This window comes from Janthinobacterium sp. EB271-G4-7A (genome assembly GCF_020858075.1).
Lineage (GTDB): Bacteria > Pseudomonadota > Gammaproteobacteria > Burkholderiales > Burkholderiaceae_D > Janthinobacterium > Janthinobacterium lividum.
In genome coordinates this window covers 3,265,035-3,277,711 of sequence record NZ_JACYMI010000001.1, presented here as the reverse complement: position 1 = coordinate 3,277,711, position 12,677 = coordinate 3,265,035, and the positions used below count along the sequence as shown (strand labels likewise).

At 64.5% G+C, this 12,677-nt stretch carries 13 protein-coding genes; 10 read left to right on the top strand and 3 right to left on the bottom strand.

The window, feature by feature from the left end; translation table 11 throughout:
* Positions 1–861: a LysR substrate-binding domain-containing protein gene (locus IGS58_RS14695; protein WP_230521869.1), complete on the bottom strand. Its 861-nt coding sequence runs from the start codon at positions 859–861 to the stop codon at positions 1–3.
* 118 nt (positions 862–979) lie between these two features.
* On the opposite strand from IGS58_RS14695, the gene IGS58_RS14690 reads away from it, so the two are divergent.
* From IGS58_RS14690 to IGS58_RS14670, 5 genes are all read left to right on the top strand, one after another.
* Positions 980–2,518: an MFS transporter gene (locus tag IGS58_RS14690; RefSeq protein WP_230521868.1), complete on the top strand. Its 1,539-nt coding sequence runs from the start codon at positions 980–982 to the stop codon at positions 2,516–2,518.
* 72 nt (positions 2,519–2,590) lie between these two features.
* Positions 2,591–3,388 (top strand): TOTE conflict system archaeo-eukaryotic primase domain-containing protein, encoded by a 798-nt coding sequence (locus IGS58_RS14685; protein ID WP_070256445.1) that lies wholly within the window; start codon positions 2,591–2,593, stop codon positions 3,386–3,388.
* 84 nt (positions 3,389–3,472) lie between these two features.
* Positions 3,473–4,459, top strand: a complete 987-nt coding sequence (locus IGS58_RS14680) for a hypothetical protein (RefSeq protein ID WP_230521867.1) — start codon at positions 3,473–3,475, stop codon at positions 4,457–4,459.
* 175 nt (positions 4,460–4,634) lie between these two features.
* Entirely contained in the window at positions 4,635–5,099 is a 465-nt protein-coding gene (locus IGS58_RS14675; protein ID WP_230521866.1) for a hypothetical protein, read from the top strand.
* Positions 5,100–5,281: 182 nt separating this feature from the next.
* A complete protein-coding gene (locus tag IGS58_RS14670) occupies positions 5,282–5,833 on the top strand; it encodes a phospholipase D family nuclease (RefSeq protein WP_230521865.1) in 552 nt (183 codons plus the stop codon).
* Here the strand turns inward: IGS58_RS14670 and IGS58_RS14665 are convergent, their stop codons facing one another.
* On the bottom strand, positions 5,834–6,730 hold the full coding sequence (locus tag IGS58_RS14665; RefSeq protein WP_230521864.1) for a LysR family transcriptional regulator: 897 nt from the start codon (positions 6,728–6,730) through the stop codon (positions 5,834–5,836). It abuts the gene before it with no gap.
* A gap of 104 nt (positions 6,731–6,834) precedes the next feature.
* Between IGS58_RS14665 and IGS58_RS14660 the strand changes: the two genes are divergently transcribed.
* The 3 genes from IGS58_RS14660 (at position 6,835) to IGS58_RS14650 (ending at position 9,400) form a co-directional block, all read left to right on the top strand.
* Complete coding sequence (locus IGS58_RS14660) at positions 6,835–8,001, top strand: agmatine deiminase family protein (RefSeq protein ID WP_230521863.1); 1,167 nt, start codon at positions 6,835–6,837, stop codon at positions 7,999–8,001.
* An 11-nt stretch (positions 8,002–8,012) separates the two neighbouring features.
* Positions 8,013–9,101, top strand: coding sequence for an agmatine deiminase family protein (locus IGS58_RS14655; protein WP_230521862.1), 1,089 nt, complete (start codon positions 8,013–8,015; stop codon positions 9,099–9,101).
* Positions 9,102–9,196: 95 nt separating this feature from the next.
* Positions 9,197–9,400 carry a hypothetical protein gene (locus IGS58_RS14650; RefSeq protein WP_139144478.1) on the top strand — a complete coding sequence of 68 codons (204 nt, stop codon included), beginning with the start codon at positions 9,197–9,199 and terminating at the stop codon, positions 9,398–9,400.
* A 90-nt stretch (positions 9,401–9,490) separates the two neighbouring features.
* On the opposite strand, the gene IGS58_RS14645 is transcribed toward IGS58_RS14650, so the two are convergent.
* Complete coding sequence (locus IGS58_RS14645) at positions 9,491–10,552, bottom strand: NAD(P)H-dependent flavin oxidoreductase (RefSeq protein ID WP_230521861.1); 1,062 nt, start codon at positions 10,550–10,552, stop codon at positions 9,491–9,493.
* A 97-nt stretch (positions 10,553–10,649) separates the two neighbouring features.
* Here IGS58_RS14645 and IGS58_RS14640 point away from each other — a divergent pair, with 97 nt between their 5' ends.
* Both IGS58_RS14640 and IGS58_RS14635 read left to right on the top strand, forming a co-directional pair.
* Positions 10,650–11,522, top strand: coding sequence for a LysR family transcriptional regulator (locus tag IGS58_RS14640; protein ID WP_230521860.1), 873 nt, complete (start codon positions 10,650–10,652; stop codon positions 11,520–11,522).
* A complete protein-coding gene (locus IGS58_RS14635; protein ID WP_230521859.1) occupies positions 11,519–12,649 on the top strand; it encodes a YbfB/YjiJ family MFS transporter in 1,131 nt (376 codons plus the stop codon). The genes IGS58_RS14640 and IGS58_RS14635 overlap by 4 nt, the downstream gene beginning before the upstream one ends.
* Positions 12,650–12,677: the final 28 nt, after the last annotated feature.

The window sequence follows — 12,677 nt, the reverse complement described above, 5'->3', positions numbered from 1 at the left end:
TCATGCCGCCGCAGCGCCTGACCACTCGCGCAGCAATTGCCCGAACGCTTCGGCCGCCGCCGTGCTGCCGGCGGCGCGCCACAGCAGCTGGAACTGGGCGGCGGGCAGGGCGGGCAAGCCATGCTGGCCATCGATGACCACCATGCCCGCCTCCAGGTCGCCCTGTGGCAAGGCCGTGATGGCCAGCCCGGCCAGCACGGCGGCGCGCAAGCCCTGCTGGCTGGGCGAGGTGAACGCCACGCGCCAGTCGAGTCCGGCGCCATCGAGGGCGTCGACGCCCACTTGCCGGTGCATGCAGGGCGCCGGTGAAAACGCGAGCGGCAGGGGCAGCGCGTCGTCATGCCGGAAGTCATGCGCCGCGGCCCAGACGAAGCGCGTGCGGCGCAACACGGCCGCCTCATCTTGCCCGTCCGCCAGGACCATGACGACGGCCAGGTCCAGCGCATCGGCCGCGACCAGTTTTTGCAAGTCAAGATAGGTGCCGACCGTGACATCCAGTCGAACGGACGGAAACAGGTGCGCGAACTGCGCCAGCAGGGCAGGCAGGCGCGCGCCCATGAAATTTTCCGGTACGCCAAAGCGCACGGCGCCCGCAATCGAGGAACGCTGGAAGCGCCGCGACAGCGCATCCTGGGCAGCCAGAATTTGCCGCGCGTGGCGCAGAAAATCTGCACCATCTTCCGTCAGGCGCAGGCTGCGCGTCGTGCGCACCAGCAGCGCGGCGCCCGCTTGCTCTTCCAGGCGGCGGATCTGGTGGCTGATGGCGGACTGGCTCAGGTGCAGCCGTTCGGCGGCACGCGTAAAGCTGCCCGTGTCCTGGACGGCCACAAAGGCGCGCAGCAGGGCTGTGTCGAAGTCCATGGGGTTCCCGTGATTCATGATGAAAATGAATGAATTGTACAAAATTTTATCATTTCCCTCATGAGTCCTGGCTTTCTAGAATGGCGGCTCGCAGTGCGCCGTCTCTACGCGCGCCTCCATGACTACCGACATCAAGGCTTCGATGCTACCGACTACTTCGCAACAAAATGCACTGACCCTGGCCGCCGTCTGCCTGGCCTCGCTCATGTTCGGCCTGGAAATTTCCAGCGTGCCCGTCATCCTGCCCACCCTGGAAACCGTGCTGCATGGGGACTTCAAGGACTTGCAATGGATCATGAATGCCTACACCCTGGCTTGCACCACCGTGCTGATGGCAACAGGTACCCTGGCCGACCGCTATGGCCGCAAGCGCTTGCTGCTCGCCAGCCTGGTCCTGTTCGGCCTCAGTTCGCTGGCGTGCGGCTGGGCCGGCAGCACGGGCGTGCTGATCGCCGCGCGTGCGCTGCAGGGCATGGCTGGCGGCGCCATGCTGATTTGCCAGGTGGCCGTGCTGTCGCAGCAGTTCCCGGCCGGCGCGGCGCGGGGCAGGGCGTTCGGCGCCTGGGGTATCGTGTTTGGCCTGGGCCTGGGCTTCGGCCCCATCATCGGCGCGGCTATCGTCGCGCTGTCCAGCTGGCAATGGGTATTTCTCGTGCACGGCCCGCTGGCTGTCGTTGCGCTGCTGCTGGCGGGCCTGGGCGTGAGCGAGTCGCGCGACCCGCAGCGGCGCAAGCTGGACGTGGCGGGCATCGCCACCCTGTCGCTGGCCGTGTTCAGTCTGGCGTGGTGCATCACGCAGGGGCCGGCGCTGGGTTTCAGCGATCCCCGTACGCTGGCCAGCCTGGCCGTGGCGCTGGCCGGTTTTGCCGCGTTTGCCGTCATCGAACGGCGCCAGGCCGAACCGATGATCGACTTTTCCGTGTTCCGCATCCGCCGCTTCTCGGGTGCACTACTCGGTTCGGCGGGCATGAACTGCAGTTTCTGGCCGCTCATGATTTATCTGCCCCTGTACGTGCAGCACGGTCTCGGCTATAGCAGCCTGGGCACGGGCCTGACCTTGCTGGCCTACACCTTGCCCACCTTGCTCGTGCCGCCGCTGGCCGAGCGGCTGGCGCTGCGCTACCGGGCCGATACGGTGATCCCTGCCGGCTTGCTGGCCATCGGCACGGGCTTGCTGCTGATGTGCTGGGGCAGCCATGCGGACGCCGCCAGCTGGCTGACGATCCTGCCCGGCTGCCTGCTGGCGGGCACGGGCCTGGGCTTGACCAATACGCCCGTTACCAACACGACGACGGGGGCCGTGCCCGGCGAACGGGCCGGCATGGCGTCCAGCATCGACATCAGCGCGCGCATGGTCAGCCTGTCCATCAATATCGCGCTGATGGGCTTTATCCTCGTCGAAGCCATGCAGTCCGCCTTGCGGCAGCACTTGCCCGGGGGACTGGACGCGGCCGCCTTGCGCGCCATGGCGGAGAATTTGTCGGCAGGCAAGGGCGCCGCCGCGCTGCCGGATGGCGTGGCGAAGCTTGCGCTGGCACAAGGCTTTGGCGCCGTGATGCTGTACGGAGGCGTGGCTGCCTGCCTGTTCGCCGTGGCCAGCTGGCTGGTGTTTGGCGCCGGACGGTCGCGGCAGGCTGCCGGCATGCCGGCGCGCTGAGATACAGGGGCAGGGGAGGCTATAATCTGGGCACGTTGACAAGTGTTGCTCAACGTCATTACGAGGCCGCCCATGCATAAACTGATTTCTGAACTCACCCGCCTGTATCTGTTCGATGAACAGCAGCAATACGTCGATGCGGACGGCGGCGCGCAGCCGCTGACGCCGGCCGTGCTGGCGCGCCATCTGTCGGGCGAGCAGACAGTAGCGGTGCAACTCGTGACCGGCAGTGGCCTGGCGCGCGCGCTGGTGCTTGAGTTTGGCGGCAAGGGCGGCGGTGAGGCGCACTGGAGCGCGTTGTGCACGATCGCCAATGCCGTGCAGCACGAGCTGGATTTGCCAGCGCCCGCAGTCAGCATCTCGGGCACGGCGTTCCAGTTGTGGTTGTCACTGGCCACGCCCGTGCCCGCCGCCCAGGCGCGCCAGTTCGTGCAGCTGCTGCGTTCCACTTTTTTGCCTGCCTCGACCGACATTCTCGCCGTGGCGCCGCCCGCTTACGTGGAGCAGGTGGCGCTGCCGCCAAGCCTGCAGCCGTCCAGCAAGTGGGCCGCCTTCATCCACCCCAGCATGGGTGCCGCCTTCGTCGACGAACCGGGCCTGGACATGCCACCGCCGCCAGCGGCCCAGCTGGGCTTCCTGGAAAGCTTGCGCAGCATCAACCCGGGACAATTCGCGCAGGCGCTGGCGCAGTTGCAGGGACATGCGGGCCTTTCGGAGTCTTCGCCAGCGCCTGTTCCCGTGGCCGCATCGCCTGTTGCATCTTCCGCCACCGCGCCAGGCTTGCTGTTGCAGGACGCCACGCTGGAAGACATCGTGCGCTGGCTGCATGCGCGCAACATCGAACCGACGTTCCGGCACCGGCTGCCGTAGCCACGGCATGGCTGGCTTGAGGTGAACAAGCAATATATATCGACATTCAGAACAATTGAAATTTCGCATGAAAGGCAGCATTCAATGGATTTCCATGTAGTCGCAAATTCCTATAATTGCTACGGCGGTCACACAACGCTGTCTCCGATTGGGGATTTTCTTCTGGCGGGAGGCGGCAATTTTGGCGGCGCGATTCAGGAAATTGCAGTCACGCTTCACTTCAGGGACTCTGGTCCGGCAAAGAAGACGCTGGAATCTCTGTTGGAGACGCACAACAATTTCCGCGCAACGCTGCCCAAGGTCACTTATCGAAGAGCAAAGGGCAAGGTCGAGATTGCCATCGCCAGCGAATTGATGGAAGGCCGGGACTGGACGCATTCTTCAACATTATCTTTGCCACTTTTTAAAGCAGGTGTGGATGAAGTCATCCATGCATTAGGGCTATTGAGCAAGCGATTGAAGCGCACTGATGATTTTAGCCTGGAGAAATTTCTGGACCACTGTGACGCTGCCAGGAATCGCGTCCCGGATTCCGAGGAAGCTCTTCAACTCCTGGCATCCGGGCTGAAGGCAGCGGCACAAGCCAAGCGTGATGGAATGTCAGCCTGGGAGCAGTTGGGAATCGACTGGGAAGACTTTCATCCCAAGGCACGCGAGATGCTGGATGATCCATTTTTTTGGAATTGCGCGGATGATTTCTCGCCGAACGGCAATGATACTGGAGCTGATCTTCTGGAGAGCTATCGCGAGTGGCACAAGACGCACAAGGATGTCACGCCAATTCGATTCCTCGAGAAACTGGCAAAGCAGTGGGGATATGCCGACATACGCGCCATGGACGATGATGTGCGCTGCGAAGCGTCGATTGCTCTCGCATTTGCGGATATAAAGTTAAGAGCGGCATGCAACCAACAGGCGCGACAACTGGCATTGGACGCTATCGGGCAGCAAAGAGCCCAGGCGCTGGCCGCCGGGGACTGGTCTCATCGCGAAGAAAAGCTACATGCCTTGAATCAGATCGAAGCAAAGTTGCAGCAAATGGATCACACCATGGTGCATTTGACGGACTGAGGCGCAGCGATTACTTTGACGTTGAATGTGATTTCAAGCGGCAGTAATGGGGAGGAAGCTGCCAACGACAGCAGGCGGCCAAGAGCAGCCCGTCGCGCGAATTGTTAGCTGTAATATTCTAAGGAGACGAATGTGGAACTTCGGACGCGAACTTTAAAACATGTGACTTAAAGAAATGAACACGATCTCAACAATAATCTCAAAGCCAAAGTTTGCGTCGACAGAACAACCTGTGTTAGCGATTGACGGTGTCCCGATATATCAATGGGTAAAGTCGCAGATTTTTGACATAGACGGCAACGATGACACTCACACTCTAGTTCCAGCGCAAACGTGGCTCTACGACCAAGATGAAAGTAGGATCGCTTGGGAATTGCTTGAGCCTACTCATGAGGGGGCCACGGTCGCACCCTTGCTCGTTTGTCCCGACGACATGGATTTAAACTGCACAGTCGTTGTTGTCGAACAAATTGTTGATAAAAAAACTGTCGAGTGGCGGCGATTTGGGCTCTCCATTAATCACATCAATGGAGTGGTCACTTCAGTCCGCTGGTCCGAGTTAGAGCAGCGTGCAATTTTTGACCGCACTCAATTCGAAGAAGCCTTCCTGGATTTCAAACGTCTCAGCCCTAGTTACTGAAGATTGTAATCAGACGAGAAGCCACCTCACGCACTAGCATGCTCGGTCATGCCTCTCACCGGGTAAAGGCGCTGTTTTACCAGACCGAATGGCTGCTTTGGGACGAAAGCCGACGGTCGCCCAGGCTCCGAGTCTGCCTGCAGGCTGTGTCAACATTGTAATGAAACAGGGAAATGCCTGCGATGAAAAATCTTGTACTTGCCGTTGCGCTGTGCCTGGCTAACGGCGTTCCGCCAGCGGCGCTTGCCGCCGATGCCGCGCCCGTGGTCACCATCGAGAACGCGTTTTCTCCCGATGGCGGGGCGGAGGCGCTGGTGCTCAAGGTCATCGATAGCGCGGCGTCGAGCATACGGCTGGCCGCCTATTCGTTCAGCTCGCCCCATGTGGTCGAGGCCTTGCTGCGGGCGCGGCAGCGGGGCGTGGATGTCAGGGTGCTGGCCGATACGCGGCGCAACGCGCGCAAGAATAGCCGGGCCGCGCTGGACCGGCTCGTCGGCGCGGGCATTCCCACGCGCCTGATTTCCCGCTATGCCTTGCATCACGACAAGTACATTGTTGCCGATGGCGTGACCGTGCAGAACGGCAGCTTCAATTACACGGCCGATGCGGCCACTGCCAACAGCGAAAATGTGCTCGTCGTGTGGAATAGCGAGCGCCTGGCGCAATCGTACCTGGCGCACTGGGAAAACCGCTGGGCCAGCGGCATCGACTATGCGCGCGTGCCGCAGCCCTGATCATTGCCCCTGCGCCGCACCCTGCGCGCGCAGCCAGTCGAACACTTGCCCGACGATGGGCGAACGCGGGTGCTCCGCCACGCCCGACAGCCACCAGGTGGCGCCGGGCACGCGCGGATAATCGGGCAGGATGTGCAACTGGCCACGCGCCAGGCTGGCATCGGCCAGCAAGCGGGGCAGGCAGGCGATGCCGCGTCCATCCAGGGTGGCGTCGAGCAAGAGGCGCGCATCGTCATAGATGGCCCGCTTGCGAAAGCGCGCCAGCGGCCCCAGGAATAGGGGCGCCGTGGCGTCGCCCGTCAGGCTTTCTTCCAGGCACACCAGATCCGCGTGCAGGTGATGCGCATCCTGCGGCACGCCGGCCAGCCGCGCCGCCAGCTTGCTGTTGGCCACCAGCAGCCATCCATCGTGCAGCAAGGGGATTTCCTGCAAGTCCGCTTGCAGGAGGGGGCGGTCGCTGATGGCGATATCGACGTCGATCTCATCGACGAAGCGGGCGCTTTCATCCACCGACAGCAGCAAACACAATTCGGGCAGCTGCGCTTCCAGCGCCCGCAGCCGGGGCTGCAGCCAGCCGTGCAGCACGGGCGCCGGGCACACCAGCACGACCAATCCCGGATCGAGATAGGTGGCGATGCGCCCCAGGCCGCTGCGCAGCACGGTCATCGAGCGCTGCACGCTGCGCAGCAGCACTTCGCCCGCCACCGTCAGCTCCACGCCCCGTCCCGCGCGGCGGAACAGCGGCTGCTTGACCTGTTCTTCCAGCAATTGCACCTGGTGGCTGATGGCCGACTGCGTCACGTGCAGTTCGTCGGCCGCGCGCGAGAAATTGCCGTGGCGGGCCGCTGCTTCAAAGCCCATCAACAACTTCAGCGAAGGAATGCGATGTTCTGACATATGAGAAAACCTAATGAATTAAGGCAAATCATATCATTTGTTTTCATGCCTTGATCCCGCCACAATGCCGTGCATGCCAAGTGGCTTATTTATAAGGATGAATCATGAACACACGCCGTTATTTCTTGCGCCATTGCATGACTGGTGGCAGCGCGCTGGCCCTGGGCGGCTTGCTGGCCGGCTGCGGCGGTGGCGCCGATGGCGGGCTGGAAACCGGCCCCGTTGCGCCACCGCCACCGTTCAATAGTGGCGCTGGCGCCCAGCAGGCCGATGGCTGGCGCATGCCCGACGAGGCCGAAGCCCACAAGGCCACGTGGATGGCGTATGGCGCATCCAGCGCCGTGTGGACGCGCGCCCAAGTGCCGCAGGTGCAACTGGCGCTGGTGCGCATCGCCAATGCCATCGCCGCGCATGAACCCGTCAACATGCTGGTGCGTCCGGACGAGCTGGCCGGCGCGCGGCCATTCTTCGACGCCCGCGTGAACCTGATTCCCGCCGAGATGGATGATGTCTGGATGCGCGACACGGGGCCCGTCTTCGTGCGCAAGCCGAACGGCGAGCGGGCCGGCGTGAAGTTCAACTTCAATGGCTGGGGCAACAAGCAGCAGTCCGGCAAGGATGGGCAGGTGGCCGACGTGGTCGCCGCCCAGGCCCGGGTGCCGCTGCTGGCCACGCGCCTGGTGCTGGAAGGGGGCGCGCTGGAAGTCGATGGCAAGGGCACGGCCATCATCACGGAAAGTTGCGTGCTGAATAATAACCGCAACCCGGGCTGGAGCAAGGCCGATTGCGAAGCGGAACTGCTGCGCCTGCTGGGCATCCGCAAGGTGATCTGGCTGCCAGGCATCAAGAACAAGGACATTACGGATGCCCACACGGACTTTTACGCCCGTTTCGTGCGCCCCGGCGTGGTGGCGGCGCACCGCGAGATGGACCCGGAATCGTACGATTACGCGCTGACCCGGCGCCACCTGGAGATCTTGCGCGGCGCCACCGATGCGGATGGCCAGCCGCTGCAGATCGTCGTCATCGACGGCCCCGAGAAAATTCGGCCAGGAAACAACCCGAATACCTTCGCCGCCGGCTACATCAATTATTATGCCACCAGGAACGCCATTTTCCTGCCGGAATTCGGCGACGCGCAGGCGGACGCCAGCGCCAGGGCGCAGTACGCGCAGCTGTATCCGGGGCGCGCCGTGATCCAGATCAATATCGATCCCATCGCGGCCGGTGGCGGCGGCATCCATTGCACCACGCAGCAGGAAATTGCATAAAGGAGATCAGCATGCAACGACGACAGTTCCTCACTGGCACCATGGGCCTGGCGGCGGCCGCCGCGGGCTTGCCGGCTTTGCCCGCGCTGGCGGCGGGCGCGGGCTGGAGCATGCCCGACGAAGGCGAGCGCCACGCCGCCACCTGGATGGCCTTCGGCGCGAATGACGAGGTCTGGGGCAAGCGCCTGAAGGCGGGCGCGCAGGCAGACCTGGCGCGCATCGCGCGAGCGATTGCCAGCGTCGAACCCGTGCACATGCTGGTCAACGAGGAAGACTACGATGTGGCGGCTCGCCTGTGCGGCAACAAGGTCAAGCTGCTGGTGCAGCCCATCGACGACCTGTGGATGCGCGACACGGGCCCCGTCTTCGTCAGGAAGGCGGGCGGGGCGCTGGCCGGCGTGAACTTCAATTTCAATGGCTGGGGCGAAAAGCAGGACTATGACGACGATGCGCTGGTGGCCCCTTTCGTGGCCGGACGCGCCGGCGTGGCCGTGCTGGAAAGCAGCCTGGTGCTGGAAGGGGGCGGCATCGAAGTCGATGGCCAAGGCACGGCCATCATCACGGAAAGCTGCGTGCTGAACGCCAACCGCAACCCCGGCGTCGGCAAGGCACAGTGCGAGCAGGAACTGCGCCGGCTGCTGGGCATCGACAAGGTCATCTGGCTGCCCGGCATCGCCGGCCAGGACATCACCGATGGCCACACGGACTTTTATGCGCGCTTCTGCGCTCCCGGCGTCGTCGCGGCTGGCTTCGACAGCGACCCATCGTCGCCCGAGCACGCCGTCACCCAGCGCCACCTCGACATCCTGCGCAAGGCCACGGATGCGCGCGGCCGTGCGCTGCAGGTGGTAGTCTTGCCCGGACCTGGTTCAGTTCGTCCGCGCTATGAAAACAAGGACTTCGCCGCCGGCTACATCAATTTCTATGTCTGCAACGGCGCCGTGCTATGCCCGGAATTCGGCGATGCGACAGCTGACCGCAACACGAAAGCCAAGCTGCGCGAACACTTCCCCGGGCGCGACATCGTGCAGCTGAACATCGACGCCATCGCGGCCGGCGGCGGCGGCATCCACTGCACCACGCAGCAGCAGCCGGCATAGGCGCGGACAGCTGAGGGAAATTTGCTGCTTTCCTGACGCGCGCCTCGTGTAAGATTGGCCAGCCGCGCGCATGCGCTCACAAGAATGGGAAGAAAATGAATAGCTGGTCTCCTCGCACCGTCCGCGGACTGCTTTTTTTGGGTATCGGCATGTGTGCCTTTAAATTGCAGCCGGTGATGACCGCAGCCCTGGCCAGCTCATTGTTCTGGTCCGGCTTGTCGCAAGCGGGATTGAGCTTGGTCGGCATGGTCTGCCTGGCTGCTGGCGTTTATTTGCTGGCGACGCGGTATAAAAAATAGGACACGGGGCAGTCATCCGTCCACTGCCAGCCGTGCGAGGCAAGCCCACAGGCTGTCCTTGTAGTACGTCACCTCAACGCCATCCTGGAATCAGCGGGCCATTTCCCGCGCCAGTGTGGTCACCAGCTGCGCCGCCCCCATTTCCCGCGCCAGCGGCGCGCCTTGGCCGGCCCATTGGGCGGCGAATTCGCTGTTGCCGTGCTGGCTGGCTGCCGCGTTCAATTGCTTGGCGGCATCGTAGGCGACGGGATAGTCGGCCGGCGGCGGGCTGCCCGGCGCTTCGCCATGTTCGATCAAACGGTTCACCATGCCGCGCGCCAGGCGTCCCGAAAGGGCCGCCGTCAAACGCGTGGCCGCCGCCCGTTCGCTTTTCAGGTTGGTCCGGTAGCTGGCGTTGGCCGAGGATTCCGGGCACAGCACGAACGCCGTGCCCAGCTGGGCGGCCACGGCGCCCAGGTCCAGCGCGGCGCGGATGCCTTGTCCATCCATGATGCCGCCGGCGGCGATCAGGGGCAGGGCGGTGCGGCCCGCCAGCAGGCGCAGCAGCACCGACGTGCTGTGGCGCTCATCCTGCGCTTGCGGATCGAAGACGCCGCGATGGCCGCCCGCTTCCACGCCTTGCGCCACGATGGCGTCGATGCCCGCCTGTTCGATGAGCAGCGCTTCGCCCAGATTGGTGGCCGTGGCCAGCGTGTAGATGCCGGCTTGGCGCAGGGTGGCAATCTGCTGCTGCGTCGGCAAGCCGAAATGGAAGCTGACGACGGCGGGACGCTGTTCCAGCAACAGGGCAAACGCCGCCTCATTGCCGATAAACGTTTTATAGATCTCGTCGAGCGCCTCTGGTACGGTTGCGCCCAGCTCCGCAAACAGGGGCGCCAGATGGGCCAGCCAAGCCGCTTCGCGCCGCGCATCCCTCACCGCCGGCGCATGGCAGAACACATTGATATTGAAGGGCTTGTCCGTCAGCGCGCGCGTGTCGGCGATCATCTGGCGCGCCTGCGCCACCGTGCCGGCGCCGATGGCCAGGGATCCCAGGCCGCCCGCGTTCGAGACGGCGGCGGCCATGCGAGGCGTGGAGACGCCCGCCATCGGCGCCTGGATGATGGGGCATTGCAGGCCGAGGCGGTCGAGGAAGGGCTGGATTGACGTCATGGGATTTCCTTCACGAAGTTGAAGACGCTTGAGGATGCTGTGCAATATTCGTATTTGAAGAATATAATATCATAATCATTTTTAAAAAGAGAATACGATGGAGTCGGAATCATTGCGGATTTTTTGCTCGGTCGCCAGTGAACTGAGCGTTACCCAGGCCGCCGCCCGACTGGGCCGCGCGCCGTCCAGCGTCACCACGCGCATCCAGCAACTGGAAGCCGATATCGGCGCGGAATTGTTCGTGCGCACGAACAAGCGCATGGCCCTGACTGCGGCGGGCGGGCGCTTTCTCGAGTATGCGCAGCGTTTGCTGGCGCTGGAGGAAGAAGCCCGGCACGTCGTCACGGGCGGGCGCGAGGGCGGCACCTTGCGCATCGGCAGCATGGAAAGCACGGCGGCCAGCCGCTTGCCTGCGCTGCTGGCCGCGTATCACGCCCGCTATCCGGGGACGCGCCTGGAGTTGAGTACGGGGCCGTCGCGCCCCCTGATCGAGCAGGTGCGCACGGGCTTGCTCGACTGCGCTTTCGTGGCCTTGCCGCCGTCGTTCGGCGGCGCGGCTGCCCTGGCGGAGCTGGGCCTGGCGTCGAGGCCCGTGTGGCGCGAGGAACTGTGTCTGCTCCTGCCTGCCAGCGAAGCGCAGGCGCGCCGCGCCGTCGATGTGCGCACGCGCTCGCTGGCGGCGTTTCCGCAGGGCTGCACCTACCGCGGCATCGCGGAAGAGGTGCTCGGCGTGGCCGGCAGCACGCAGTGGCGGGTGCAGGAGCTGAGTTCGTATCACTGCATGATCGCCTGCGTGGCGGCCGGCGCCTGCGTGACCCTGCTGCCGGCCAGCGTGCTGGCGCTGTCCGATGCGCCGGCCACCCTGAAAATACTGTCAGTTGGGCAAGCAGACACCTTGCTGGTGTGGCGCGCGGGCTTCGACCTGCCCGCGTTCCAGCACTTGCTGGCGCAGTTGGGCGAGGCGGCGTGAGCGCGCCGGCCAGGCTGCGCGCGGCCATCGCCGCAGCGGCCATCCTCGCCATCGGCATGGGCTTCGGCCGCTTCGCCTTCACGGCCATCTACCCGCACATGCTCGCGGAAGGCGTGTTGAGCTTGCGCGACGGCAGCCTGGCCGCCTCGGCCAACTATGCCGGTTACTTGCTGGGCGCCATCCTGGCCATGCGCGCGCGGGCGCACGGCGCGCACCGGCTGTGTTTGTGGTCGGTGGCCGGCACGGCATTGTGCCTGGGCGTGCTGGCCTTGCCGATGCCCGTCTGGCTCTTCGTGACGGTGCGCGGCGTGGCGGGCGTGTTCAGCGCCCTGGCCATGGTGGCCGCCTCGCTGTGGCTGCTGGAACAACGACGGCAGGCGCGCGGCGCGCCGCTGCTGTACGCTGGCGTGGGTGCCGGCATCGCCGTCTCGGCCGAGTTGCTGGTGCTGGCTTCGCACCTGGGCTGGCACAGCGCGGGCATGTGGCTGCTGCTGGCCGGCGTCACCGTGCTGGCGGGGCTGGCGGCCGCGCCCGTCATTGCCGCCGGCGGCCAGGCAACGCCGGATGCGCCGGCGCAACCGGCCGCATCGGTCTTGGCGTCCGTGGCGCCGTGGCCGCTGGTGCTGATCTATGGATTGGCAGGGCTCGGCTACATCGTCACGGCCACGTATTTGCCCGTGCTGGTGGGCGTGGCCTTGCCCAATCTCAATTCCGCCCACGTGTGGGCCGTGTTCGGCCTCGGTGCGGCGCCCTCGTGCTTCCTGTGGCACCGGCTGCACGAGCGCCTGGGCACGCGCCAGGCGCTGCGGCTCAATTTGCTGCTGCAGGCGCTGGGCGTGGCCTTGCCCGTGCTGGCGCCCTCGGCTGCCGGCTACCTGCTCAGCGCCGTCCTCGTCGGCGGCACGTTCGTCGGCACGGTGACCATCGCCATGCCGGCCGCGCAGCGGGCCGCAGTCAAGGCCGGTAGCAACATGATGGCCATCATGACGGTGGTGTATGGCATCGGACAGATCATCGGCCCGGTGCTGGCCGGCAGCCTGTATGCGCAGTCGCACAGTTTCAACAGTTCGCTGCTGGCGGCCGCCGGCGCGCTGCTGCTGGCCATTGCCGTGAGCTTGCGCCTGTAAATCCTTTTCAATCCGCTCGCTGACGCAT

What these genes read in the sequence shown, in the direction of transcription:
- IGS58_RS14670 (WP_230521865.1), top strand. Translation starts at nt 5,282, where the DNA reads ATGAAAAATCTTGTACTTGCCGTTGCGCTGTGCCTGGCTAACGGCGTT.
- IGS58_RS14655 (WP_230521862.1), top strand. Translation starts at nt 8,013, where the DNA reads ATGCAACGACGACAGTTCCTCACTGGCACCATGGGCCTGGCGGCGGCC.
- IGS58_RS14685 (WP_070256445.1), top strand. Translation starts at nt 2,591, where the DNA reads ATGCATAAACTGATTTCTGAACTCACCCGCCTGTATCTGTTCGATGAA.
- IGS58_RS14640 (WP_230521860.1), top strand. Translation starts at nt 10,650, where the DNA reads ATGGAGTCGGAATCATTGCGGATTTTTTGCTCGGTCGCCAGTGAACTG.
- IGS58_RS14650 (WP_139144478.1), top strand. Translation starts at nt 9,197, where the DNA reads ATGAATAGCTGGTCTCCTCGCACCGTCCGCGGACTGCTTTTTTTGGGT.
- IGS58_RS14660 (WP_230521863.1), top strand. Translation starts at nt 6,835, where the DNA reads ATGAACACACGCCGTTATTTCTTGCGCCATTGCATGACTGGTGGCAGC.
- IGS58_RS14675 (WP_230521866.1), top strand. Translation starts at nt 4,635, where the DNA reads ATGAACACGATCTCAACAATAATCTCAAAGCCAAAGTTTGCGTCGACA.
- IGS58_RS14690 (WP_230521868.1), top strand. Translation starts at nt 980, where the DNA reads ATGACTACCGACATCAAGGCTTCGATGCTACCGACTACTTCGCAACAA.
- IGS58_RS14695 (WP_230521869.1), bottom strand. Translation starts at nt 861, where the DNA reads ATGGACTTCGACACAGCCCTGCTGCGCGCCTTTGTGGCCGTCCAGGAC.
- IGS58_RS14680 (WP_230521867.1), top strand. Translation starts at nt 3,473, where the DNA reads ATGGATTTCCATGTAGTCGCAAATTCCTATAATTGCTACGGCGGTCAC.
- IGS58_RS14665 (WP_230521864.1), bottom strand. Translation starts at nt 6,730, where the DNA reads ATGTCAGAACATCGCATTCCTTCGCTGAAGTTGTTGATGGGCTTTGAA.
- IGS58_RS14645 (WP_230521861.1), bottom strand. Translation starts at nt 10,552, where the DNA reads ATGACGTCAATCCAGCCCTTCCTCGACCGCCTCGGCCTGCAATGCCCC.